Here is a 24,274-nt window from a genome sequence, read left to right on the forward strand (position 1 = left end):
CCTACTCCACGCGCCGAGCCAACGGCCTGGACCTCGACCACACCCACCCCTTCACACCCGGCCGCCGAAGGCAAACCCGGAGCGGGAACCTTGCCCCACTCAGCCGCCGAGTCCACCGCGCGAAAACGGCCCGCACCTGGCGCGCCGACCAACCCAGACCAAGCCAGCTCCACTGGTCCAGCCCCCTGGCTACCGCTACGAAGTCACCCCCACCGGCACCCGCATGCTTGTGTGAGCGGTCGCGTCGGAGGAGCGCTGCGGGAGGTGAGGCGACGGCGACGCCCCGAACGGGCTGCCCACTGGAACGTGTGATCGGTGGGGCCCGCGATACCCCGTCGCCCATTAGGCTGGGGGCAAACGGAAGGGGCAGCCTGTGAAGGGCGTTGTCGTGTTCTCCGGGTCGGCCCACGCCGCGCTCGCCGACGAGATCTGCAGCCACCTGGGTCTTCGTCGTTCAGGCGTCAAGATCTCCCGTTTCAGCAACGACTGCCTGCAGGCGCAGCTGCTGGCCAACTGCCGCCAGCGCGACGTCTACATCGTGCAGCCGCTCGTGCCGCCCACGCAGGACCACCTGATGGAGCTCCTGCTGATGATCGACGCGGCCCGCGGCGCCTCGGCCGGCCAGATCACCGCCGTGATGCCGCACTACGCCTACGCGCGCTCGGACAAGAAGGACGCGTCGCGGATCTCGATCGGCGGGCGGCTGGTGGCAGACATGCTGTCCACGGCAGGGGTGGACCGGGTGCTCACCATGAACCTGCACGCGCCCCAGGTGCACGGCTTCTTCTCGGTTCCCGTGGATCACCTCACCGCACTGGGGGTGATCGCGGACCACTACCGGGATCGGGACCTGAGCAACACCGTCGTGGTCTCCCCGGATCTGGGGAACGCGAAGCAGGCCACGCTGCTGGCCCGCCTCCTCAACCTGCCGGTCGCGGCCGGGTCCAAGCAGCGCCTAGCAGACGACCGCGTGGTCATCGACGCCATCGTCGGCGACGTGGCCGGCAAGCGGGCCATCGTGCTGGACGACGAGATCGCCACCGGAGGCTCCATCGTCGAGATCGTCACCCGGCTAGGGGACTTCGGCTGCGAAGAGGTGTCGGTGGCGTGCACTCACGGACTGTTCGCGGGCCAGGCCGTGGAGAAGCTGCAGAACGTGTCGCGGATCGTGGAGGTGGTCTCCACCAACACCGTGCCCCCGCCCGAGAACTTCCCCGGCCTGACGGTGCTGAGCGTAGCGGGACTGTTCGCCGACGCCATCGACCGCATCCACAACGGCCGCTCGGTGAGCAAGCTGTTCAACGACGTGGACCCGTCCTATGCACCGCCCCCGCTGCCAGAAGGCCTCTTTTAGCCCCTTTTAGCCCTCGTCGCTAGTCCTCGACGCGCCGGTCTCGGATTCGGCGCGCCACCTCGCGCCACGACGGCACGACGACGCCCTCCTCCGCCATCAACCGGCGCAGGCGTCGCCTACTGAGCTGGATACCTACGATCCCCACCGCGAAGAAGGGGATCTGGAGCAGCCACGCGAGGCGGAGTTGCTCCGGGGTGTAGGCGCTGCCCCCCGAGAGCCAGTCCAGGAAGAGGCCCATGATCAGGATGAGCACGGTGCCGCCCACGAAGCCGCCCGCGATGACGATGCCGTTGGCGGCCCCGAGCCGGGTCACCGGGAGGTTGGTGCGGGGGAAGTCGAAGCCCACCCCGGTGCCGGGGCCCGCCACCGCCAGCGCGAGCACCAGCAGGACCAGCAGCGGTAGCGGGGCGCGCCCCGGCCACAGCAGCACGGCCGCCCAGCACGCGATGACGGCCCACACCAGGATCATCACCAGGGTGCTGCGCCGCAGCGGGTGCCGGGCGGTGAGCGACCCGACGACGGGGCCGGCCACCATCGATGCCACCGAGAGCAGCGCGAAGAGCCCGCCCGCTTCGGCCTGCGACATTCCCTGGCCGACGACGAGGTACGGGATCCCCCACATGAACACGAAGGTGATGCTGGAGAATCCAGAGGTGAAATGCACCCAGAAGCCGAGTTGGGTGGCGGGGTGCATGGAGACCCCTCTGATCCGGCCGGGGATTTCGCGAATGGGGTCCACCACCACCGCCGACGCCTGCCCGGGGGGAGCGTCGCGCACCCACGCCATCACGAGCACTGCGGCCAGGACGCTGAAGGCCACTGTGATGAGTAGGCCCGTCTGCCAGCCCATGAGCTTGATCAGCGGAAGGACCGCGCCCACCGCCGCGATCTGGCCCAGTGCGCCGACCATGCCCGTGACCTGGCTGAGCACGGGGACGCGCTGCGGCGCGAACCAGCGGGGAAGGAGTCTGAGCACGGAGTTGAACATGCAGGCGTCGCCGATGCCGAGCAGCACCCTGGCGACGTAGGCCGTGGACAGGTCGTCGGTGGTGGCGAGCATCGCCTGCCCGCCGGCGATGACGAGGGTTCCGCCGGTGAGCATGAGGCGGGAACCGTACCTGTCGAGCAGCAGGCCGACGGGCACCTGGGCAAGCGCATACGTGGCGAGTTGCAGCACGACGAAGGTGGAGATGATGCCGGGAGTGGTGCCGAAATGATCCGCCGCCTCAAGCCCCGCGACGCCGAGGGCGGCACGGTGCATGACCGCCAGCGAGTACCCGAAAACGCCGACTCCCCAGACCACCCAGGCCGCTCGACCGTATCCGCTCGCCGCCACGCGTGACCTCCCGGGACGATCCTATGCCGATGACTGATGAACCCACGCCCGCGGCTGGGCTGTCGCGGCAACCGTGGGCAACAGAGGCACCGGCGGCCGACGTCGTCGTCGGGGGTCGGCCCGGTTGCCGGGAAAGCGCCGGGCCGACCGGCCGGCCGCAGGAACGGTGGACGCCGTTCCTACCCCTCCATCGTCGCATCGTCGACATGGGAGCCCTGGTGGGGGTGGAGGAGCCGCGCACCTTACACAGGTGTATTCTGCGTTCGTCCTCTCTGCCCCTTTGCGACCCCTCAGATGGTGGCGATGTCGATCACGTAGCGGTAGCGGACCTTCGACGCGACGACATTGTCGTACGCCTCGTCGATCTGATCCGCGCCGATGATCTCGACGATAGGCGCGAGCCCGTTCTCAGCGCAGAAGTCCAGCATCTCCTGCGTCTCCCGGATCCCACCGATGTTCGATCCGGCCAGCACCCGGGCCTGCCCGGTGAGCACGCCGAGGTGCACCGACGACGCGTTCTCCGGCAGGCCGACGTTGACCAGCACCCCGTGCGCCTTGAGCAGTTTGAGTAGCGAATCCAGCTCGACGCCGTCGGAGACGGTGGTGACGATCAGGTCGAACGAGCCCCGGAGAGACTTCATCACCCCGCGATCCTGCGTGGACACGTAGTCCGTGGCGCCGAGCTTGAGCCCGTCGTCGCGCTTGGCCAGAGTGCGGCCGAGAACGATGGTCTCGGCCCCCATGGCCGCCGCGATCTGCACGCCCATGTGACCGAGGCCGCCCATGCCGACGATGCCCACCCGTTTGCCAGGCGCGGCGCCCCAACGCTTCAGCGGGGAGTAGAGCGTGATGCCGGCGCACATCAGGGGGGCGGCGTGCTCGAGGCGCATCTGCTCCGGCACGCGCATCAGGTAGTCCTGCTCCACGGTGATGCCTTGCGAGTAGCCGCCGTCGGTGGGCAGCCCGTCGCGACCGGTCCCGTTGTAGGTCCAGACCGCGCCTGGCCGGCCGGTGCAGAACTGCTCCTCACCCTGGAGGCACATCTCGCAGGTGCGGCAGGAATCGACGAAGCAGCCGACGCCAACGCGATCACCCACCTGGAACCTCGTCACCTCCGAGCCCACCTGCCTGACGACGCCCGCGATCTCGTGGCCGCCGACGAACGGGTAGTGGATGGGCCCCCACTCGCCGCGGGCGGTGTGGATGTCCGAGTGACAGATGCCCGTGTACGCGATGTCGAAGTACACCTCGGTGGGGCCCGGCTCGCGACGGCTGATGGTGGTCCTGTGATAGCGGCCGGTGGGTGAATCGATGGCGTAGGCGGCGACGTCGGGCATGACTTCCTCCATGAAGCAGATCCGTGGGACAGCTTGCGATGCTACCCCGTCAGCTTCTACTCGCCGCCGAGACCTTCCATCCACGCCGCGACCTCGGCGCCCGGCGCCGGCTCCTCGGCCGTCTCGGACGGCAGCGTGCAGTTGGGCGCGACGCCTGCTGCCGGCCCGAACTCCTTGCCACCGAAGATGTAGGTCTTCGCGTAGTCGTAGTAGGCGGCGTGCTCGCCCGAGTCGTACGGATTGTCCAGCGCACAGCGGCCCACGTAGTAGCCGACGACGTCGGCGAACGTCTCCGTGACGCTGCGGCCCGCGTACTCGCTGAACCGGCCCTCGCGGGCGAAGAGCTTGGTGAACACCGTCCAGTACTCGGGGTTCTCGTAGCGGTCCGAGTTGCGCACGTGGCCGAGCTCGTGGATCACGAGGCGCACGAGGCGGCCCTCGTCGCCGCTGTCCAGCGCGCGCTGGAACTTCGCGAAGTCCATCGTGACGTAGTTGGTCTTCGTCAGGCTCCAGTCACCCCAGGCGTAGCCGGAGATGTGGGCGGCGTTGAGGCCGAGAGTGCCGTGCACGTTGGCCTGGAGATCCGCGCGGTAGGGGGTGCACTCCACCGCGTCCAGGGTCTCCCACAGGATCTTGATGGAGGGCCGGCGCTGCTCGGTCCACTGGGATCCGGCGAGCTTGAAGCCGAAGGTGGCCGCGAGTTGTTCCTTGAGCTGCTCGATCGACGCGTCAGCCGGGTAGGGCTTCGTCGAGGGGCACGGGGTGGGGATCCCGGTCACAGACGCCACTGGGGCGGGGGCGATGGGCAGCGCCTGGGCGGAGGTGGCGACGACGGAACCCGCGGCGACGACCAGGGAGGCCGTCAACGCTGCGATCCACTTGCGCACAAGCTCTCCCACTCTTCACAGTCAACGACCCCAAGAATCTCTCAGGATTCTCAGATAGTCAAGCTGGTGTGCTTCGTTCACAGGACTCTGGGGATAAGGGTGTGGATAAATCGTTCAAATGGGGCGAACTTGTCCACATCCGGGTTCTGGGCTCCGAAGTGACCCTCTGCTCCTCTTACATTTGCGGCCGGAAGGGAGGCCCGATGCACGATCAGAAACGGCCACACACGCCGGAACCCGCTGCGCCCGCCGCGCCCCGGCCGGCCGAGGTCCAGCTGCGCGCACGCCGCAGCCCCAAGCTGATTGCCCTGGGAGCGATGCTCGTAGCGCTCGGCGGGCTCGGCGCCGCAACCCTCTATTCCATGAACGCGGACCACCGCGCGGTCGTTGTGATGGCCACCGACGTGCGCCGCGGGGACACGATCGAACGGGAGGATCTTGCGGTCCTTGAGGTCCCCGAGAGCCTCGGGGTCGAGGCGCTGGGCGCCGCGGAGCTGCCGGGCCTCGTCGGGCAGCGCTCGCTGACGGACCTCCCGCAGGGCGCGTTCCCGCTAGCACGCCACGTCGGGGAGGATCCACTTCCCAGCGGGCAGGCCCTCATCGGGCTGCGCCTCCCGCTCGGCAAGCTGCCCACCGCTGACATGCCGCCAGGCACCGCCGTACGCCTCGTCGGACTTGTGGAGGGCACGAGCACCGCCGCCCGTGCGGTCGTCGCCAGCTCGCCGGTGCTCCTCGACGACGGGGCCAGCTTCTCCCTGGACGTCCGGGTCTCCGATTCAGACGCGGATGCCGTGGCACGGCTCTCCGCTGCGGACCTCCTCGCCGTCGTCGTGGTCAGGGGGCAGTGATGGCGGTTGTCCTGCTCGCCTCGGCCACCGGCTCGCCCGGGGTCACCACCACCGCCCTGGCGCTCGGCCTGGCCTGGCCGCGACACTCGCTGGTGGCGGACTGTGACCGCGACCCCTCCCAGGCCATCCAGGCCGGCTACCTCCGCGGCATGGACCACGGCGGGCGGGGTCTGATGGCCCTGGCGCAACTCCACCGGGAGGGAACCGCGCTGGCCCCCGAGCTCTGGCGGCACACGCTGCCCCTCACCCAGGGAGGGGACCGGGAGCGGAGGCTCCTCCCCGGATTCTCGACGGCGGGGGCGTCCAGGCTGTTCGAGCACGTGTGGGGCCCACTCGGCGAGGCGCTGGCCTCCCTGGACGACCGCGGGATCGACGTGCTGATCGACGGCGGACGGATCTCGTCGGCGGGGCTGCCGCTGGGCCTGCTCGCCGCGGCGGACGCCGTTGTGGTGTGCGTGCGGTCGTCGCTGCGCTCACTTGCCGCGGCCAGGATCCATCTGGCCACGGTGGAGGAGCAGCTGCGCTCCATGCCGTCCCCCACAACGGCGGGCCTGGCCGTGGTGGGCCCAGGCCGGCCCTACGCGGCGGGAGAGATCGCGGCGCAGTTCGGCCTCCCCTGCTGGCTGGAGCCGTCGTGGGACCCACGCCAGGCCGAGGTGCTGAGCGACGGCGCCGTCGAGCCGAGGCGGTTCCACGAGGGAGGGTTCATGGGCAGTTTCCGGGCGGACGCGAAGGCGCTGTCAGAGCGCCTCACCCGTACCCGCCAGGCCGTGGCCGCGGTGACGGTGAGGGCCTGATGAGCGTCGGACAACTACCTCCGCTGGCGGGGGCGCTGGGCAGGCTGGGGCTCATGCCCGCGGACCCCGGGCCCGCGGCCCCTGCCCCTGATCCCTCGTCCGCCCGCAGGGCCGCCGCGCCGTCGGCAGGCGGGGCTTCCATTCCCCAGGACGTGGACTGGCAGCTCGTCGTCGGGCTGCGGCGCGAGGCGGTGGAGCTCATCTCCAACGCCTCCGCCGAGTGGCAGGCCACCCGCAACCAGCCCATGCCGGAGGAGGACCGCCGGGTCCGCGGCCGCGCCATCATCCGCAGCGTGGTGCACGCCCGGGCACAGAGCCTCGGCGAGGCCGGGGAGGCACTGTGGCCGCTCGAGCTGGAGCTGCGCTACGTCGACGCGGTGGACAACGCCATCTTCGGCTACGGCCGGCTCCAGCCGCTGTTCGAGATCCGAGACGCCGAGAACATCGAGATCCACGGCTGCGATACGGTCACGGTGCAATACGGCGACGGTCACCGCGAGGCGCACGCCGCCGTCGCGGACACCGACGAGGAACTGGTGGACGCCATCCGCTTCCTGGGTCAGACCGCCACGCCGCCAAGGCCGTTCGACGACCTGCATCCCACGATGACACTGGCCCTGGGCAATCGCTTCCGGCTGCACGCCATCGGGTTCGGACTCTCGTTCAGGCCGAGCGTGGTCATCCGGCAGCACCTCCTGACCGACGTCACCCTGGCCGAGCTGGCAGACGACGGGATGCTGCCGCCGCATGTCGCGCGCCTGCTGCAGAGCGCAGTGATGGCTCGCAAGTCCATCGTCATCTCGGGAGACCAGGGCGCGGGCAAGACCACACTGCTGCGTGCACTGATCGCGGCCATCCATCCCACGGAGCGGTTCGGCACGCTGGAGACGGACTACGAGCTGCTCACCCACCTGCTGGGCAACCGTCGCAACATCCTGGCGCTGCAGGCCAGGGTGGGGATGGGCGAGATGGCTGGCGGGACCAGCGTGGGGTCCTACTCGGTGGCGGATCTCATCCCGGAGGCGCTGCGGCAGAACCTCACCCGGATCGTCGTGGGCGAGGTGCGTGGCTCGGAGGCGGGCGCAATGTTTGAAGCCATGCAGTCCGGCGCGGGATGCCTGGCCACGACGCACTCGCACTCGGCGTCGTCGACGATCGACCGCCTGGCGGCCAGGGTGGCGCAGGGCCGGGTGCTGAGCGTCGAGGACGCGATGCATCAGATCGCCCATCACCTCAACTTCATCGTCCACGTCACGCTCCGCGACGACGCCTGGCGTGGCGGCACGAGAGTCCGGTTCGTCTCTGAGGTGAGGCAGCTCACCGGATCCGTCGAGGCGGGCAGGCCGGCCACGCACCTGGTCTACCGCGCGGCCACACCCACCCAGCCCGAGCTCTTCCAGCCTGAGGCGGCGATGGCGGCGGAGTTGGCGCAGTTCGACGGGGCCGGCCCGTGGGGGTGATCCTGGCGGCGCTGTCCGGATCGACGCTGGGCCTGGGTCTGCTGCTGGTGGGGCTCGGCTGGCGCCGCGCTGAGCGGTTATCCACACAGAAGTCCACAGGCCTGTGGACAAGAGTGTCGCGGTGGTGGACAGGACTGTCGAGGGCCCGCAGGGGCTGGTTCGCGGCCGCAGGGGCAGCGGGTGTCGTGGCCGGCCTGGCCACCGGCTCGGTGATGGCCTTGGTCCTACTGCCCGCCATCTCCATCGCCATTCCCCTGCTGCTGAGCGCGCCGCCCAACCGCGAGATCGAGATCCTGGCCGCCCTGGACCGCTGGGTGAGGCTGATCGCCACCTCGCTGTCGTCGGGCAGATCCATCCGGGACGCCATCTTCAGCACCCGCCAGCAGGTGGCTCCGGTGCTGCGCGAGCCTGTCGCACGGCTGTGCACGCGCCTGGATCAGCGCTGGCAGGCCCGGGATGCGCTGTTCGCCATGGCCGACGAGCTGGCCTCGGCAGACGCGGATGCGGTGGTGGCCGCCCTGACCATCGCCTCCGCGAAGGGCGGCTCCGGCGCGCGGGCCACCCTGGGTGCCATTTCCGACAGCATCCAGGCCCGCCTCGCCGCGCTGCGCGAGATCTCCGCGGAACGCGCCAAGCCGCGCGCTGTGGTCAAGCAGGTGACCTTCATCACCCTGGGCGTGCTCGTCGGGGCGTTGGTGATGAATCCGCAGTTCTTCGCCCCGTACACCACTCCCCTCGGGCAGCTGATCGCGCTCGGACTGGCCGCCGCGTACCTGGGCTGCCTCGTGATGCTGCGCCGCATGACGGTGCCGCCCGTGGCACCCCGCTTCCTCCGGAGCGCGCAGTGATCGGGGCGGCCATCGGATTCGGCATGGTGGCCGGTCTGGGCGCCGTCGTGATAGTGCGGGGCTTCACCACTCCCCCGGTTCGCCTCGGAGACGCGTTGGCTCTCCTGGACAGTCGTCAGCCGACGGCGTCGGCGTCGGCCCCCGCCGTCGGCGTGGAGGCGCTGGGCGAACGGGTGCACAGGCGCCTCAGGCTCCCGCTGACCGCCCGCCAGCAGCAATTACTGCTCATGCAGGGCCGCAGCGTGGGGGACTTCTTCGTCGAGAAGCTTGTCTGGACGGCGGCCGGGCTCCTGCTCCCGGTGGTGTGGGCCGCGTCTCAGATGGCGTTCGGCGGCTCACCAGGCCCCGCACCCCTGGCCATCGGCCTCGTGGCCGCAGTGGTCGGCTACTTCGTTGCTGACCTGCGGCTCCGCGGCGGGGCGGAGCAGGAACGACGCGCCGCCACCGACGGCATCCACACGTTCTTCGATCTCGTCGTGTTGGAGCGGTTGGCCAACTCGTCGGCCGCGCAGGCGGCGGCGAGCGCGGCTGGTGTCTCCGATTCGCCCCTCTTCCGGAGGATCTCATCCGGCCTCGAACGCGCCCGCATGGAGCAGTCCCAGCCATGGTCCGAGCTGCGGGAGGTGGCCCGGGAATGGAACGTGCCGGAGCTGGCGGACTTCGCGGACGTCATGCAGCTGGAGGAGCAGGGCGCGGGCCTGGCGGACGTCCTTCAGGCTCGGGTGCGTGAGCTGCGCGACGCCCACCTGGGCGCCCAACGCACCGCCGCGCAGGAGGCGAGCGAGGCGATGTCGCTGTGGATGACCATCCCCGCCCTGATTCTCGGTCTTGCCCTCCTGGTTCCGCCGCTGCTGAAGCTGTTGGCCACCTGATGTCAAGACCCGGACCACAACTGTGGACGACTATCTACTCTTTCGCCCGCACCTGTGGATAACTCAAGAACTGGCACTGCCCCCCACCACAATCATCACCAGGAGGTTCCCATGTCACCCATCCATCACCTCGTCGGGCTGCTCGTCACCCTTCGTCACCTGCCCCGCGAGCGCGATGAGCGAGGCCTCAGCCAGAGCACGGAGAACGCCATCCTGCTCGCGGGCGCCGCCGCCATTGCACTGGTGGTCATCACCGCCATCACCGCGTACGTCACAGATCGCCTCCCCAGCTGACATGCGCGCGCACTCAGCCGGCGAGGAGGCAGGGCCATGAGGCTCATCCGCGCCCTCGGCGCCACGCTGGCACTCGCCTTCCTCCTGATCGGCATCCCGTGGATGCTGCTCCAGGTGGGGAATCCGACGGCGCTCCTCAACGCGGACTGGGCCACGTCGCTCTTCGTGGCGATGGACAGCCGCCTGGTCGTGGCCGCGCTGAGCGTGGTGGGCTGGGTGGCGTGGGCGGTCCTGGCCCTCACCGTCGTCTTCGAGCTGCTGTCCGTGGCCACCCGACGGCGGGTCGCGGTGGCGCTTCCCGGCACCGGCTGGCTCCGGCCCGTCATCGGGGCGCTGGTGTTGGCGGCTGTCGCGGCGCCCAACGCGGCGGTGGCCGACACGGTCGCGGCGCCTGGCGGCCCCGCTGATGCGTCCGGGGGGCGCGCGTCGGTCTCGGCCCGCGCCGAGGCCTCCGTGTCCGATGAGGCGGCAGGGTCGCGCACCTACCTGGTCCAGCCGGGCGACGAACTGTGGGGGGTGGCCGAGCAGGAGCTGGGCGAGGGAGGCCGCTGGCGGGAGCTGGTGGCCCTGAACCCCGGGCTCACTGAGTCCACTCGGCTCGAGGCCGGGACGCGGCTGGTCCTCCCCGAGGAAGCAGCCGTGGGTGCCGTGGAGGAGGTGGTGGTGGAGGAGGGTGACACGCTGTGGTCCATCGCGGCGGACGAGCTCGGGGATCCCGAGCGGTGGCCGGAGATCCACCGGCTCAATCAACAGCGCATCACAGACCCGGACCAGATCGACACCGGTTGGGTCCTCAGCGTCCCCGTTGCCGCTGAGCCGGTCGTCGAGGTTGTCCCAGTGGCTGCGGCGCCGGCGGATCCCCTTCCTGACGAAGTCGCGGTTGAGTCCTCGCTCAGTGACCCCACCGACACCTCCACGCCCAGCCGCCCGCCCGCCACTCCGCGGCCGGACGAAGGTGCCGCGGACCCGCTCCCCGGTCCACCCACCGTTGCCCCATCTGAGCGCGCCGACGAAGCCGCGGCCGCCGTGTCCTCGATGGTTGACGCGGACGACGGCGTGGCCGAGGTGCTCGGCCCCATCGGAGCCATCCTGGCCAGCGGCATCGTGGCGGGCCTGGCCTCACGGCGTCGCCTGCAGCTTCTCGGCCGTGCGATGGGCCGCAGAGCCGTCCCGGTCTCACCTCCACTCGCCCGCTTCTGGGCGGCGCTGGCGAGGCGGGCGGAGGAGGCGGAGCCAGGGCAGTCGGCCACCGCCGTCGTCCTCGGGTGGACCGCTGAGGGCGAGACGGTCGCGGCGGACGTGGAGCGGGAGCGGGCGCTGATCCTCACCGGGCCGGCTACGGCGTCGGCGCTGGCCGCTGTGGTGACGGGCCTCAGCTGCGCGCCCTGGGCCGATGAGACGCAGCTTGTCCTGGTGGGCGGCACCGAATGGGCCGACGCCCTGGATGATCCCCGGATCAGCGCCACGCACACCGTCGAGGACGGCGTCCTGGCCCTCACCAGACTCTGCAGCCAACGGCGCCTCGCCATGGCCGGTCGCACCCTCCCCCAGCTCCGCGAGGACGCGGACCTGGCCGGCGTGTGGCAGCCGGTGGTGGTGGTGTTCGTGTCGACGGTGAACCCGGTGCAGCTGGATGCCATCGCCGATGCCCTCGCCCTCGGTGAGGTGGGCGTGAGCGTGGTCGTCGGATCGGAGTCCGCCACCCAGCTCGGCTCGCACCCCGTGACGGTCGATGATCGCTCAGGCACCTGGCGGGGTCAGTCGTTCACGCCCCAACTGCTGACCCAGCCGGCCCGCAGGGCAGTGCTTGAACTGTTCCGCGCAGCCGGCAGCACAGACACAGAGCAGGCTCCGTGGTGGCGCTCGGAGGACGAGCTTCCCCCCAACGTGACGCCCCTTCCGCACTCACCCAGACCGTACGAGGACGCCCCCATGACCGGACGGCTCAGCACTCCCGAGCACCCGATGCTGCTCCTCCTCGGGGATCCGGACCTGATCGGCGCCGCCGGAGACGTTCCTGGGCGCGCCGTGGGCCAGTGCCTCGAGTACTGCGCCTGGCTCCTGGAGAACCCCGGATCCACGCCGACGGCCATGACGCGTGCGCTGTTGATCGCCGAGACCACCCGTCGCTCCAACACCAGCCGGCTACGCAGCTGGCTGGGCGCCGCCCCGGACGGGGCGCAGTACCTGCCGGACGCGTACTCGGGGAGGGTGTCGCTGGATCCGAGGGTGTCCTCGGACTGGGAGCAGTTCCGCACCATGCTGAGCGGTGGCGTGAACCTGTCCTCGGACGCAGCTCTCGTGGCGGCACTGCGCCTGGTGCGCGGCGAGCCCCTTGGCTCCTTCGAGTTCCAATGGGGCTGGGCGCACCAGCTGCGCTCGGACATGGTGTCCATGGTCGTGGACGCGGCCAGTGTGCTGGCGGACAGGGCGCTGGAGCGCAGCGCGGCCGAGGCCGCCCTCTGGGCGGTACGAAGAGGACGTCTCGCTGCGCCCTCGAACGACGCCCTCGCATCGCGGGAGATCCTGGCCCTCGCCCTGGCCGGTCGTTCCTCCGAGGCCAACGGCGCCGCGGTGGCCCTGACCCGGACGGCCCGCGCCGAGGGCCGTGACCTGGCGCCGGACCTCTCCAGGCGAATCCAGGCCGCGCTCCACGCACCGTCGGCCCGCCGCGCAATGGCGGGGGCCCCCGAGGCGTGAGCTCCTAGACCAGTCCGAGGCCCGCCAGCGAGGACCTCTTCGCCAGGGCTGGGCGCAGTGCGTCGCGGCCCGGCTCACCGAAGACCTCGAGGAAACCGTCGACGAACAGCGGGGGCAACTCCTCCGCCGGGCTCCCGGCGCGGCACTCCACCAGCGCCGCCAGCGCGGTCGCGGCATCCTTGGCCGCCTTGGCGCGCAGCTGGTCTGGCTGCAGCCGATTCATCCCCCACACCACCGACGAGTATTGGGGATCGGTCAGGCAGGTCTGGAAGTAGACGGCTGCGGCGTCGCGCAGCTGGTCCTGCACAGCCGGCAGCCCCACCGCGGCGACGGCGGCCCGCACCTCGCGCCCGGCGTAGAAGCCATCGACGGCGCGTCGGACCTGGGTGAGGCTGGGAGTGAGTCGATCCTGGCGGGCATGCACCAGGATGGTCAGCCAGAAGCCGAGGAACCTGTCCCCGTCGTCGCGCTTGCCGTAGCGGGCGCGACGCAGCGCGGGATCGAGCTCATCGCGGGGGGCCTCCACCATGCCCGCAACCTACCACCGTGCTGGACGCGGCCCACGCCCCGCCGTCAGCCTGCCAGGGCGAGCGCGCGGGCCACGATGATGGCCACGAACACCGCCGCCAACAGACCCACCAACGGCCACTGCCAGGCGGCGCGGCGCTCCTTGGGCAGGTACATGATCAAGGCCGCCGTCGCCGCGCCGCCGAGGAGGCCGCCGAGGTGCCCCTGCCAGCTGATGCCCGCCCAGGTGAACGACAGGACGACGTTGAGTCCAAGCCAGAAGAGGATGCCGCGCACGTCTCCCTTGTGCCGGACGGCGATCAGCAGAAGAGCCCCCATCAACCCGTAGATGGCACCAGAGGCGCCGATGGTCGAGAGGAATGGCTCCGAGAAGAGCATCACCGCGGCCGACCCACCCAGGAGCGCCACCAGGTAGACCGCCAGGTACCGCGCCCGGCCGAGCACCTGCTCGATAGTGGGCCCGAGCAGCCACAGCACCAGCATGTTGAACAGGATGTGGAAGGGGGCGGCGTGGGTGAAGCCGGAGGTGATCACCTGCCAGGGGGCGCCCGTGGCCACCCCCGCCTGCCACACGTAGCCCTCCGCTGCGCAGCCGGCCGCGTCCGTGAGCAGGATCTGGTCGCCCACCGGGCAGATGCCCTGCGGGGTCAGGGCGAACAGGTTGAACAGGGACCCGAAGGATCCCCCCGTCAGCAGGACCCCCGCGAACACGACGACGTTGATCACGATCAGCGCGATCGAGGTGGCGCGCGGGTTGGCCGCCCGAGTCCCCCCGTAGGGGAGTTGGAGTTGCCGTGTCTCGCGGTGGCCGCGGGACACGCACTCAGGGCACTGGAAGCCGACCGCGCCGGGGATCATGCACTGCGGACAGATGGGCCGGTCGCAGCGCTGGCACGCGATACGCGTGGGTTGATCGGGGTGTCGATAACACGTCGACGACTCGGCATCCATGCGACGAGCGTACCCAGACGCCGCAGCGGGGCGGCTCCGTGGTTGGGGGCTGAGGGCCCGGGCTGGACGGGCTCGGGGCTGCTACTGCCCGACGGGCCGGCGCGACGCCGCCCAGGCCTCGCGGAACTCGGGATCATCCATGACCAGGTACACCAGGCCGCAGTCCTGCGGCCCCGTCACACTTGCCTGGCACAGGGTGCACGGCTCCCCCGGGCGCAGCGGGCACTTCGCGTCGGGTCGTCGCCGCGGGAGGGAGGGCTGGGGTGCCTTGAGCATCGTGCGTCCCATTCTAGGGCGAGCGGTCTTGGCCACTCCGGGCGGGTGGGCCGGTAAGTTGTGCCCATGGGTCACGGGCATGGGCACGGGCACGGCAGCCACGGGGTCGTCGAGGTGGGCCAGCGCGCCCGCACCCTGCTCACCGGCCTGCTGGTGGTGTTCGGCGTCCTCGCCATCGCCGGGCTGATCTGGCTGTGGCCCAGCCAGAGCGAGGTGTCGGCGGCGCTCAACAAGATCTCCGACGCCCCGGGAGTCACCTACGAGCAGGCCACCATCGACTCGATCGCGGACGGATGCGAGTCCTCCGTCGAGACCCCGACGGGCACGGCCGCGTGCATGACCGCCACCGTCACGCTCACGTCAGGGCCGGACGCCGGTGAGCAGGCCGCCGTCGAGCTCACCGGCCCCAACGTGCACAACGGGCTGCGGGCCGGCGACACCATCGAGGTGGCGCGCGTGCCTACCTCTGACGGCATCCACTACGCGTTCAACGGCATCAACAGGCTGCCGGTGCTTCTCGCGATGGCGGCGCTGTTCACTGTGGCGGTGGTCGCGGTGGCGCGCTGGCGCGGGTTGTTCGCGCTGCTGGGGCTGGTCATCGCCGGCGGAATCCTGTTGGGCTTCATGCTGCCGGCCATCATCGTCGGGAAGCCGGGGATGGCGGTGGCGCTGTCCGGGTCCACGGTGATCATGTTCATCGTCCTGTACGTGGCCCACGGGGTATCGATGCGAACCTCGGCGGCGCTGGCCGGCACCCTCCTGGGGCTCGCCGTCACCACCACGCTGGGGTCGATCGCCGTCGGTGCGGCACGCCTGTCCGGCTTCGCCGAGGAGAACGAGTACGACCTGGCCCAACTCGCCCCGGGCATCAACTTCCAGGAACTCCTGATGGTGGGCATCATCATCGGCGGTCTGGGCGTGCTCAACGACGTGACCATCACGCAGGCCTCGGCCGTGTGGGAGCTGCGGGCCGCCGCGCCGGAGTGGACGCGGTCAAAGGTGTTCTCGGCGGGCATGCGGATCGGGCGGGACCACATCGCGTCCACCATCTACACCATCGTGTTCGCCTACGCCGGTGGCGCCCTGACTATCCTGCTGCTGCTGTTCTTCACCACCCGGGAGCCGCTGGACCTGTTCGGGTTGGAGCTGTTCGCCGGGGAGGGCGTGCGCACATTCGCCTCGGCCATCGGGCTGATCCTCGCGGTGCCCATCACGACCGGCATTGCGGCGCTCACCGTCGGCCCGGCACGGGAGTCGCACGAGCCCCCCAAGCACAGCGGCCCCGTCGCCGACCCCGCCGTCGAGACGGACGGCGGGGGTCAGCGGCCGCGACCCGGGACCGGCAGCCCCAACCATCCCCCCGACCTGTGGTGCGCCCCTCCCACCCGCTCGACCCCGCCCAGCAACGGGTAGCGCTCGCGCACGGCAGCCTCGATCCGCTCGTGGAGCGTCGAACTGGCGGCTGGGCAGTCCTCGCACGCGCCGCCGAAGTCCAGGGTCAGCCGCCCGCCCTCCGCGGCCGCGACCGTGATGACGCCCCCGTGAGATTCGACGTAGCCGGCGAGTTCGCCGTCGAGGATCTCCCGGGCGATCAGGCCGAGCAGCTCGTCGGATCCCTCATCGACCTTCCAGCCGGGCAGGTCGACGGCCGACGAGACCGCGTCCCGGATCCGCGGCCCGTGCTCGGTCCACGTGTGGTCCGGGGCGAGCCACGTCCACACTCCCCCGCGTTCGACGAACGCCTTGGTCAGCACGCCGTACTCGAGCAGCGGGCCGAGGGTGCCGGGGGCTGAGACCACGCGCCCCACCGGCAGGTCGACGTCCGTGACCCACCGGACCGCCGCGGGCTCTCCGGGGACGGCCTGGGGATGGATGCTGCGCTTCACAGGAGTGCTCCGACGATCGAGTGGGCAAGGAACGCCATCAGCCACGCGATGACCCCGAGGTGCACGAAGGCGATCAGCGGCCAGCGCCAGGTGCCGGTCTCGCGCCGCATCACGGCGAGGGTGGACATGCACTGCAGCGCGTAGACGAAGAACACCAGCAGAGCCGCGATGGTGGGCGGCGTGAAGACCTTCTCCCCGGCGCGGGGCCCCTCGGTGTGGGTCATCGCCTCGAGCGCGGCGGTGGGGTCCTCCGGGTCCGAGGCGGCGGCCACCTGGCCCAACGTCGAGACGAACACCTCGCGGGCGGCCAGGGAGGAGATGACGCCCACGTTGACGCGCCAGTCGAAGCCGAGCGGCTCGAACACGGGTCCGATGGCTCGCCCCACGGCTGCAGCGGCCGAGTGGTCCAGCGTGTAGGCCGTCACCGCGACACTGTCAGCCGGGTCCACCCCAGCCTCGAGCAACTCGTCGGTACCGCGGATCGGCAGGTTGAGCAGCGCCCACAGCACGACGGTGGTGACCAGGATGATGGAGGTGATCTTGCGCAGGAAGGCCTTGCACGCGTCCCATACGGAGATCAGCACGGTGCGCAGCCGCGGCATCCGGTAGCTGGGCATCTCCATGTAGAACGGCAGGCTCATGCCGGAGCGTCCGACGATGCGCTTCCAGAACCAGGCCGACGTCATGGCGGAGGCGGCCCCCATCAGGTACAGCCCGAACATGATCAGGCCCTGCGCACCGATGGGGCCCCAGCGCAGGTCCGGCGGCACCAGCATCCCGATGAGCAGCACGTACACGGGTAGCCGCGCGGAGCAGGTCATCAGCGGGGCCGCCATCATGGTGGCGAGCCTGTCCTTGGCCGACGGCAGGGTCCGGGTGGCCATGATGCCGGGGATGGCGCACGCCATGGAGCTGAGCAGTGCGACGAACGCGCGACCCTCCAGCCCCGCGGTGGCCATCACGCGATCCATCAGGTACGCGGCCCGCGACAGGTAGCCGGAGCCCTCCAGCAGCGAGATGAGCACGAAGAGCAGCGCGATCTGGGGCAGGAAGACCAGCACCCCGCCGACGCCGGCCAGCAGCGCGTCAGCGACGAACCGGCCCAGCCACTCCACCGGGATCGACGACCGGGCCACGTCACCCAACCAGGCGAAGGCAGCCTCGATCCACCCCTGCACCGGGGCCGCGACCATGAAGATGGTCTGGAAGAACGCGAACATCGTCGCAAAGAACACCAGTGACCCCCACACGGGGTGCAGCAGCACCCCGTCGAGGCGGCCGGTGCGCGAGTCGGGGTCGGGAGGCGCGAAGTGCGCGGCCTGGAGGATGGATCTGGCCCAGCCGGTCACCTCGTCGGGCTCGGTGGGCGGCGGCAGCGGCGGGGCGGGCCAGGCCGACGGTGCGGCAAGCGCCTCGCGCAGTGCCTCGACCCCCCGTCGCTCCCCCGCCACCACGGGCAGGACCTTGACGCCCAGCGCCCGTCCGAGCCGCTCCGGGTCCACCCGGCCGCCGCGTCGGAGCAGCTCGTCGACGAAGGTGAGGACCACGACGGTGGGCAGGCCGGCCTGCTGCACCTGCGAGACAAGGCCGAGTCCGCGGCGGAGGTGGGTGGCGTCCACCACCACGACGAGGCCGGCGAGCTCGTGGGCCTCCTCCAGCACCTGCGCGACGATCTCTTCGTCCGGGCTGATCGGGTCCAGCGAGTAGGTGCCCGGGAGGTCCTCCACGACGACGGGGCCGGCCGGGGTGTCCACCCGCCCCTCGTACCGCGACACCGTCACCCCGGGATAGTTGCCCGTCTTGGCCCGCAGGCCGGTCAGGCCGTTGAAGAGGGTGGTCTTGCCGGCGTTGGGGCTTCCGACGAGCGCGACCCGGGCGGCGTCGGGCAGCACTGGCGCTGCGGAGGTTCCGCCGTGGTTGTGGGTCATGCGGAGACGAGGATCCGCCGCGCCTCAGCCCGGCGCAGCACGATCTCGATGCCGCCCACGCGGAACATCAACGGGTCGCCGAGCGGCGCCTGCCTCAGCCTGATCACGGGTTCTCCCGGCGTGAATCCGAGGTCGAAGAGGCGCCGCGCGACGACGTCGTTGGCGTCGAAGGCGGCGATGGTGGCCGCCTCGCCTACCCTCAGTGCGTCCAGTGCGCGCGTCGTCCCGGCGTCCAGCTGTTGGGCTGTGATGCACCGACGGCTCACGAAGCGCTCCACGAGGGTCATGGAATTAAGCTAACACTGCGGTTGTCAATTGCGACCCCGGGGGTCAGTTATGAGCTGAGGCTGTCCTAACCCCTCAGTCGTGCCACGTCGCCTCTGCGAAGTCCCCACCCCCGCACGCGGGCCGTGGATAGGGTGGAGGAGCAGTCAGTTGGAGGACACCATGCAGTACACCCACCTCGGCCGTTCCGGCCTTCTCGTCTCGCGCATCGTGCTCGGCACCATGAACTTCGGCCCGCACACCTCGGAAGAGGACTCGCACGCCATCATGGACCGGGCCCTCGACGCGGGCATCAACTTCTTCGACACCGCCAACGGCTACGGCGGTCAGGGCCATCGCGGCCGCACCGAGGAGATCGTCGGGCGCTGGTTCGCCAAGTCTGGCCGCCGCGACGAGGTGGTGCTGGCCACCAAGTGCTATGGCTCCACCCTCGACGAAGAGGTGCCGAACTTCTCGAAGCTGTCCGCCGTCAACGTGCGCCGCTCGGCGATCGCCTCCCTGCAGCGGCTCCAGACCGAACACATCGACCTTTACCAGATGCATCACGTGGACCGCGCCACCACATGGGAGGAGGTGTGGCAGTCGATGGACCGCCTCGTCGCCTCCGGCGACATCGTCTACGTGGGCTCGTCGAACTTCGCCGGCTGGCACATCGCCGCGGCCAACGAGGCCGCCAAAGCGCGTCACTCGCTCGGCCTGGTCAGCGAGCAGTCGCTCTACCACCTCGCCGCCCGCACCATCGAGCTCGAGGTCCTCCCGGCAGCCCGCCACTACGGCCTCGGCGTCATTCCGTGGTCGCCGCTGGGTGGCGGCCTGCTGGGTGGCGTGCTCCGCAAGATCGATGAGGGCCGCCGCGCAGACGCGGGCATGCTGAAGCGCATCGAGAAGCAGCGTGCCCAGCTGGAGCAGTGGGAGGCGTTCTGCGACGAGCTCGGCCACGCGCCCGGCGACGTGGCCCTCGCGTGGTTGCTGCACCAGAACGGTGTCACCGGACCGATCATCGGGCCTCGCACCATGGAGCAGCTCGAAGGGGCCCTCCGCGCGGTGGAGATCACCCTCGACGACGCGGCCCTGAAGCGCCTCGACGAGATCTTCCCCGGCCCCGGCGGCGCCGCGCCGGAGGCCTACGCCTGGTGACCGGACGCTGAGCCGTGGCGAAGATCTCGACCCTCGACGAGGCCACCCGGATCCTCATCCTCAGCGGGGCCGGGCTGTCCACCGCCGCGGGCATCCCGGACTTCCGTGGGCCGGAGGGCCTCTGGACGCGCGACCCCTACGCGGAGCTGGTCTCCACCCTCTCCTGGTACCTCCGCGACGACGACGTGCGCAAGGCGGCCTGGCGCCGTCGGGCCCACCCCGCGATGTGGGCCGCGCAGCCCACTCGCGCACACCGGGCCATCGTCGAGTTGGAGCGGGCGGGGCGGTTGCGCGCGATCGTCACGCAGAACACCGACGGTCTGCACCAGTTGGCCGGCAGCAACCCCGATCTGGTGCACGAGATCCACGGCTCGGCGCGCACCTGGCGCTGCGAGATGTGTGGGCGCACCGGTCCGATGGAGGAGATGCTGGAGCGGGTGGCGGCCGGCGAGGAGGATCCGCGTTGCCCCGCGTGTGGGGGGATCACACGGGCCACCGTCGTGCTGTTCGAGGAGGTCCTCGACGCCGACGTGCTGGGCGCCGCGGTGGCGGCGGCGGAAGACTGCGACGCCATCGTCGCCGTCGGCACCACTCTCGGCGTCTACCCCGTCGCCGGCCTGTTCCCGTTGGCGTTGGAGCTCGGGGCCTACGGAGTGATCGTCAACGCGGAGGCCACCGCCTACGACGACGACGCGGACCAGGTCATCCGCGGTCAGCTCGACGAGGTCCTCCCGGCTCTGCTCGGGGTCGCGAATGAGTGACGAGGTGGTGGAGCGCGTGCTGCGGGCCGTGGAGCAGGTGCCGCCGGGGCGGGTCGTGGCTTACGGCGACATCGCGGCTCTTGTCGGCACGTCGCCCCGCCGGGTCGGCAGCATCATGACTAGTTGGGGCGGTGAGGTGTCGTGGTGGCGGGTGACCAACGCTTCTGGGCGAATGCCCGAGCATCTGCTCCCGCTGGCCCGGAAGCAGTGGCAGCGGGAAGGCATCGACGCCGACGGCGACCGCTGCCTGATCAGCCGCTGCCGGGCGGACCTGGAGCGCCTAGGCGACGACTATCGGGCCGCCGTTGCAGATCTGCCTGACCGCCCATTTATGGACGCCCCCTAGCGCTCAACACCTTGTTGGGTGGACACTGGCGGCGTCACCGGAGACGCACCCCCAGCGTCGGTGATCGGAAGTGAGTTGCATGACGGAAGAGCCGGAGTACGAGCACACCTCGGGCATGACGCAGTCGGCGATGCGATCGTCGAACCTCGCGTTGGTGTTTCTGCGCGTGGTGGAACACAGCGGGCACGTGTCGCGCGCGGGAATCGCCCAGCAGCTGGGGATGACGAGATCGACGGTGTCGCGGCTGGTTGACGAGCTGATCTCCGGCGATCTGGTGAGCGAGGGCGAGGCGGCCAGCGCCGGCCGGGGCCGCCCCGCGGTCCCGCTGTTCATCAAGTCGGGCACCACGTTCGGGCTGGGCCTGCATGTACGCCTGGGCAGGCTCGCGGTGGGCCTCGTGGACCTGACCTCCAAGGTCACTGCCTCGAGGGAGGTGGCCACGGACGCCAAGCACCTGGGTGTCGCGGGGACGATGGCGGAGTTGGAGCGCCTCTCACGCAGCGTCCTGGAGGAGCTTCCTCCCGCAGGCCGCCTCATCGGGGCCTACGTGGCGCTGCCCGCGTTGGTGGATCGCAAGGCCGGCGTGGTCGTGCGCTCCACCCCGCTCGGCTGGGAGGGGGAACGCCCTGCCGATCACTGGTCTCTCGAGCACGACGGCGTGCCAGTGGCGCTGGGTGTCGCCAACGACGCGGACTGCGGCGCGGTCACCCTGCTGCGCGACGCGCACGGCGGGTCCTTCATCATCCTCTGCGGTGACGCCGGGGTGGGGGGCGCCATCGTCGTCAGGGGCAGGCTGCACCTCGGCGAGCACGGCTGGGCCGGAGAGATCGGACACGTCTGCGTGGATCCGCGCGGGGCACCCTGTCCGTGCGGATCCGTCGGTTGCCTGGAGACGGTGGTGGGCCAGCACGCTCTGCTGTCAGCGGCCAGGCAGCCCTCCCTCGAGGCACTCATCCATGCCCTCTCCCACGGCGACGAACGGGCCCAGACTGTGATCCGGCGCGCCGCCGGCGCCTTGGGAATCGCGCTCGGGGCTGCGATCAACCTCTCCGACGTGTCCACCGTGCGCCTGACCGGACACTTCGCCCACCTCGAACCCTGGCTGCGGGAGCCTCTGCACCGGCAGCTGGCGGGCCGGGTGGTGTGGGCGCGCAAGACACCCCTGGAGGTCACGGCACTGACCGACGCGCCCCTGAGGCCCGCGATGGGGGCGGGGCTGGTGGCCATGGGACCCGTCTTCAAGGATCCCGAAGGGTGGCTGGCCGCCCGCGCCGGCCACTACCACCTCTGAGCCGGTCGGTCCACACAGCCGTCCACACAGTTGTCCACAGGTTCGCGGTGCGAAATGACCGCAGGTCACCGCGAAGGGGTCAGGCCCCGTCGGACTCGTCGGACTTATCCGCCGGGTTATCCACAGCCTCGGTCTCCACATCGCTGACTGCGCGCATCCGGGCCCAAGACCAGAGGACGAGGCCGATCAGCACCATGGGCAGCGACAACCACTGACCCATGCTGAGCCCGAGCGAGAGGAAGCCGAGCTGCGCGTCGGGCTCGCGCCAGAACTCCGCGATGAACCGGAACAGTCCGTAGCCGGCGATGAATGCGCCGGTGATCTGGCCGCGGAAGCGGGCCTTGCGGGCGTAGAGCCAGAGCAGGATGAACAGTAGGACGCCCTCGAGGAGCATCTGGTACAGCTGCGACGGGTGGCGCAGGACGTCGCCCCCGGTGGGGAACCTCATGGCCCACGGCAGATCTGCCGAGGCCTCGCGGCCCCACAGCTCGCCGTTGATGAAGTTGCCGAACCGGCCGGCCGCCAGGCCGATGGGCGCGGCGGGTACGAGGAAGTCCGCCACCTGGAGGAAGGGGCGCTTCTCGCGGAAGGCGAACCAGGCCAGGCCGAGCGCCACGCCGATGGCACCGCCGTGGAAGCTCATCCCGCCGTCCCAGATCTGGAGGATCTCCAGGGGGTTGGCGAAGTAGTAGGCCGGGTTGTAGAAGAGCGTGTAGCCGAGGCGTCCGCCCACCATGACGCCGATGATGGCCGCGAGCAGGATGTCTTCGATGCTCGTCCGGGTCCACGGTCTGGGCGTGGCGATGGAGCGGTAGGGCTCGTGCCGGAGGCGCAGGATCATCAGCCCGTACCCCATCGCGAACGCGAGGAGGTACATGAGTGCGTACCAGTGGATCTTCAGGCCGAAGATGTTGATGGCAACCGGATTGATGTCCGGGAAGGTCAGCTCGAGGGGTGTCACGGCCCCAGCTTTCCATACCGCGGCAAGGTGGCCGCCGGACCGGCCATCACTCCTCGGTGGGTTCCCAGGCTCGCGGCGTGATGTCGGGGCGGTTCGCCCATGGCTGGCTCATCAGCGGCGAGGAGATCAGGACGTCGGCAGTGGCCACGTTGCACGCCATGGGCACGTTCCACACGGCCCCGATCCTCAGCAGTGCCTTCACGTCAGGGTCGTGGGGCTGCGGCTCGAGCGGATCCCAGAAGAAGATGAGCGTGTCGATGCGGCCTTCGGCGATCATCGCGCCGATCTGTTGGTCCCCGCCCACGGGGCCGGACAGCAGCCGGGTCACGGGCAGCCCGAGCTCGAACTCCAGCATCGTGCCCGTGGTGCCGGTGGCGAAGAGGGTGTGGTGGCTGAGGGTGCCCCGGTTGTAGTTGGCCCAGCTGAGCAGCTCGGCCTTCTTGTTGTCGTGGGCCACCAGGGCGATGTTGTGTTTGACGTCCGGCATGTCTGCCGCCTCTCATCCGTGTGAGGCCAGCGTAGGCCTGCACGAACCGCTGGGCGCGGCTTAGCCGTCTGTTGCCTCCACCTGCTCGATCGGGGTCCCCGCGGTCCGGCTCAAGCAGCGGTGAGTCCGAACCACCGCCGCGACACCGCCGCGATCCGCTGCCTCAGCATGCCCCCGCCGCCGCTGGTCACCACCAGGCCGTAGACCATCCGCACGGCCGTGAGCACATCGTCGACGACGAGGTCCGGGCGCACCTCCCCCGCCTGCCTGGCGGCCTCCACGTGGGGGGCGAACACCGCGACCACACGCTCGTTGCCGCCGAAGTCCGGCATCTCGCGCCGCGCCTCGACCGCCATCTCGACGAAGGCTGCGGATTCCACCACGCTGTCCACCATCACTCCCCACAGGGCGCTGAAGGAGCCGGGGCCCACGTCGGCCCCGGCCGTCTCGAGGCGGACGAAGTTCTCCTCGAACACCGCCAGCGCCAGGTCCAGTCGCTTGGGGAAGTGCCGGTAGAGCACCCCCTGGCCGACGCCGGCCCGCTTGGCGATGGCCTGCATCGGCACGTCGTAGCCCCGTTCGGCGAAGAGTTCGCGGGCGGCGGCCAGCACCGCGCGGCGATTCTCGGCGGCCGCTGCGGGTCCCCTATTGATCCGACGGTGATGGGCGGGCATGCTGGACAGCATAGAACCGGACATAGATGT

25 protein-coding genes and 1 pseudogene are annotated in these 24,274 nt (G+C 70.4%); 13 read left to right on the forward strand and 13 right to left on the reverse strand.

Features of this window, described 5'->3' with window-relative positions; all coding sequences use genetic code 11:
* Nucleotides 1-373: 373 nt before the first annotated feature.
* The gene (locus H5399_RS00005; RefSeq protein ID WP_182780992.1) at nt 374-1,354 is read left to right on the forward strand and encodes a ribose-phosphate pyrophosphokinase; all 981 of its coding nucleotides are present in this window, start codon (nt 374-376) and stop codon (nt 1,352-1,354) included.
* A 19-nt stretch (nt 1,355-1,373) separates the two neighbouring features.
* Here the strand turns inward: H5399_RS00005 and H5399_RS00010 are convergent, their stop codons facing one another.
* From H5399_RS00010 to H5399_RS00020, 3 genes are all read right to left on the reverse strand, one after another.
* Nucleotides 1,374-2,690, reverse strand: coding sequence for an MFS transporter (locus H5399_RS00010; RefSeq protein WP_220490667.1), 1,317 nt, complete (start codon nt 2,688-2,690; stop codon nt 1,374-1,376).
* A gap of 290 nt (nt 2,691-2,980) precedes the next feature.
* Nucleotides 2,981-4,027, reverse strand: a complete 1,047-nt coding sequence (locus H5399_RS00015; protein WP_182780993.1) for an NAD(P)-dependent alcohol dehydrogenase — start codon at nt 4,025-4,027, stop codon at nt 2,981-2,983.
* Nucleotides 4,028-4,083: 56 nt separating this feature from the next.
* Nucleotides 4,084-4,926 (reverse strand): hypothetical protein, encoded by an 843-nt coding sequence (locus H5399_RS00020; protein WP_182780994.1) that lies wholly within the window; start codon nt 4,924-4,926, stop codon nt 4,084-4,086.
* A gap of 191 nt (nt 4,927-5,117) precedes the next feature.
* Between H5399_RS00020 and H5399_RS00025 the strand changes: the two genes are divergently transcribed.
* The 7 genes from H5399_RS00025 (at nt 5,118) to H5399_RS00055 (ending at nt 12,733) form a co-directional block, all read left to right on the forward strand.
* Nucleotides 5,118-5,762, forward strand: coding sequence for an SAF domain-containing protein (locus tag H5399_RS00025; protein ID WP_182780995.1), 645 nt, complete (start codon nt 5,118-5,120; stop codon nt 5,760-5,762).
* A complete protein-coding gene (locus H5399_RS00030) occupies nt 5,762-6,559 on the forward strand; it encodes a hypothetical protein (protein WP_182780996.1) in 798 nt (265 codons plus the stop codon). The genes H5399_RS00025 and H5399_RS00030 overlap by 1 nt, the downstream gene beginning before the upstream one ends.
* Nucleotides 6,559-8,019, forward strand: coding sequence for a CpaF family protein (locus tag H5399_RS00035; protein ID WP_182780997.1), 1,461 nt, complete (start codon nt 6,559-6,561; stop codon nt 8,017-8,019). Before H5399_RS00030 ends, H5399_RS00035 begins: the two co-directional genes overlap by 1 nt.
* A complete protein-coding gene (locus H5399_RS00040) occupies nt 8,010-8,867 on the forward strand; it encodes a type II secretion system F family protein (protein ID WP_182780998.1) in 858 nt (285 codons plus the stop codon). The genes H5399_RS00035 and H5399_RS00040 overlap by 10 nt, the downstream gene beginning before the upstream one ends.
* On the forward strand, nt 8,864-9,739 hold the full coding sequence (locus tag H5399_RS00045; protein WP_182780999.1) for a hypothetical protein: 876 nt from the start codon (nt 8,864-8,866) through the stop codon (nt 9,737-9,739). The genes H5399_RS00040 and H5399_RS00045 overlap by 4 nt, the downstream gene beginning before the upstream one ends.
* A gap of 111 nt (nt 9,740-9,850) precedes the next feature.
* On the forward strand, nt 9,851-10,033 hold the full coding sequence (locus tag H5399_RS00050) for a hypothetical protein (RefSeq protein ID WP_182781000.1): 183 nt from the start codon (nt 9,851-9,853) through the stop codon (nt 10,031-10,033).
* 36 nt (nt 10,034-10,069) lie between these two features.
* Nucleotides 10,070-12,733, forward strand: a complete 2,664-nt coding sequence (locus H5399_RS00055; RefSeq protein WP_182781001.1) for a LysM peptidoglycan-binding domain-containing protein — start codon at nt 10,070-10,072, stop codon at nt 12,731-12,733.
* 4 nt (nt 12,734-12,737) lie between these two features.
* On the opposite strand, the gene H5399_RS00060 is transcribed toward H5399_RS00055, so the two are convergent.
* The 4 genes and pseudogenes from H5399_RS00060 to H5399_RS00070 all read right to left on the reverse strand — a co-directional run bounded on the left by H5399_RS00060 (nt 12,738) and on the right by H5399_RS00070 (nt 14,488).
* Nucleotides 12,738-13,262 carry a DUF6553 family protein gene (locus tag H5399_RS00060; protein WP_182781002.1) on the reverse strand — a complete coding sequence of 175 codons (525 nt, stop codon included), beginning with the start codon at nt 13,260-13,262 and terminating at the stop codon, nt 12,738-12,740.
* A 44-nt stretch (nt 13,263-13,306) separates the two neighbouring features.
* Nucleotides 13,307-14,080, reverse strand: a complete 774-nt coding sequence (locus H5399_RS00065) for a rhomboid family intramembrane serine protease (RefSeq protein ID WP_370585680.1) — start codon at nt 14,078-14,080, stop codon at nt 13,307-13,309.
* Nucleotides 14,081-14,128: 48 nt separating this feature from the next.
* A pseudogene (locus tag H5399_RS18360) lies at nt 14,129-14,212 on the reverse strand (hypothetical protein); the annotation flags it as partial.
* A gap of 81 nt (nt 14,213-14,293) precedes the next feature.
* Nucleotides 14,294-14,488, reverse strand: coding sequence for a DUF6767 domain-containing protein (locus tag H5399_RS00070; protein WP_182781003.1), 195 nt, complete (start codon nt 14,486-14,488; stop codon nt 14,294-14,296).
* Nucleotides 14,489-14,554: 66 nt separating this feature from the next.
* Between H5399_RS00070 and H5399_RS00075 the strand changes: the two genes are divergently transcribed.
* A complete protein-coding gene (locus H5399_RS00075; protein ID WP_182781004.1) occupies nt 14,555-15,901 on the forward strand; it encodes a YibE/F family protein in 1,347 nt (448 codons plus the stop codon).
* Here H5399_RS00075 and H5399_RS18365 read toward each other — a convergent pair.
* Genes H5399_RS18365 through H5399_RS00090 form a run of 3 tightly spaced genes read right to left on the reverse strand, consistent with a single transcriptional unit; the run spans nt 15,808 to nt 18,589 of the window.
* Nucleotides 15,808-16,374: a NifU family protein gene (locus H5399_RS18365; protein WP_182781005.1), complete on the reverse strand. Its 567-nt coding sequence runs from the start codon at nt 16,372-16,374 to the stop codon at nt 15,808-15,810. The two genes, H5399_RS00075 and H5399_RS18365, sit on opposite strands and share 94 nt — an antisense overlap.
* Entirely contained in the window at nt 16,371-18,302 is a 1,932-nt protein-coding gene (locus tag H5399_RS00085; RefSeq protein WP_182781006.1) for a ferrous iron transporter B, read from the reverse strand. The genes H5399_RS18365 and H5399_RS00085 overlap by 4 nt, the downstream gene beginning before the upstream one ends.
* Nucleotides 18,299-18,589 carry a FeoA family protein gene (locus H5399_RS00090; RefSeq protein WP_182781007.1) on the reverse strand — a complete coding sequence of 97 codons (291 nt, stop codon included), beginning with the start codon at nt 18,587-18,589 and terminating at the stop codon, nt 18,299-18,301. Before H5399_RS00090 ends, H5399_RS00085 begins: the two co-directional genes overlap by 4 nt.
* 160 nt (nt 18,590-18,749) lie before the next feature.
* On the opposite strand from H5399_RS00090, the gene H5399_RS00095 reads away from it, so the two are divergent.
* From H5399_RS00095 to H5399_RS00110, 4 genes are all read left to right on the forward strand, one after another.
* On the forward strand, nt 18,750-19,724 hold the full coding sequence (locus H5399_RS00095) for an aldo/keto reductase (protein WP_182781008.1): 975 nt from the start codon (nt 18,750-18,752) through the stop codon (nt 19,722-19,724).
* Between the two features lie 14 nt (nt 19,725-19,738).
* On the forward strand, nt 19,739-20,485 hold the full coding sequence (locus H5399_RS00100) for an NAD-dependent deacetylase (RefSeq protein WP_370585646.1): 747 nt from the start codon (nt 19,739-19,741) through the stop codon (nt 20,483-20,485).
* Nucleotides 20,478-20,831 carry an MGMT family protein gene (locus H5399_RS00105; RefSeq protein WP_182781009.1) on the forward strand — a complete coding sequence of 118 codons (354 nt, stop codon included), beginning with the start codon at nt 20,478-20,480 and terminating at the stop codon, nt 20,829-20,831. The genes H5399_RS00100 and H5399_RS00105 overlap by 8 nt, the downstream gene beginning before the upstream one ends.
* A gap of 79 nt (nt 20,832-20,910) precedes the next feature.
* Entirely contained in the window at nt 20,911-22,122 is a 1,212-nt protein-coding gene (locus H5399_RS00110; protein ID WP_182781010.1) for an ROK family transcriptional regulator, read from the forward strand.
* 79 nt (nt 22,123-22,201) lie between these two features.
* Here the strand turns inward: H5399_RS00110 and lgt are convergent, their stop codons facing one another.
* The 3 genes from lgt to H5399_RS00125 all read right to left on the reverse strand — a co-directional run bounded on the left by lgt (nt 22,202) and on the right by H5399_RS00125 (nt 24,244).
* Nucleotides 22,202-23,083 carry a prolipoprotein diacylglyceryl transferase gene (lgt, locus tag H5399_RS00115; RefSeq protein WP_182781011.1) on the reverse strand — a complete coding sequence of 294 codons (882 nt, stop codon included), beginning with the start codon at nt 23,081-23,083 and terminating at the stop codon, nt 22,202-22,204.
* Nucleotides 23,084-23,129: 46 nt separating this feature from the next.
* Nucleotides 23,130-23,570 (reverse strand): methylglyoxal synthase, encoded by a 441-nt coding sequence (locus H5399_RS00120; RefSeq protein ID WP_182781012.1) that lies wholly within the window; start codon nt 23,568-23,570, stop codon nt 23,130-23,132.
* 110 nt (nt 23,571-23,680) lie between these two features.
* Nucleotides 23,681-24,244: a TetR/AcrR family transcriptional regulator gene (locus H5399_RS00125; protein WP_182781013.1), complete on the reverse strand. Its 564-nt coding sequence runs from the start codon at nt 24,242-24,244 to the stop codon at nt 23,681-23,683.
* Nucleotides 24,245-24,274 lie beyond the last annotated feature (30 nt).

Source organism: Tessaracoccus sp. MC1627, from assembly GCF_014164725.1.
GTDB lineage: Bacteria > Actinomycetota > Actinomycetes > Propionibacteriales > Propionibacteriaceae > Arachnia.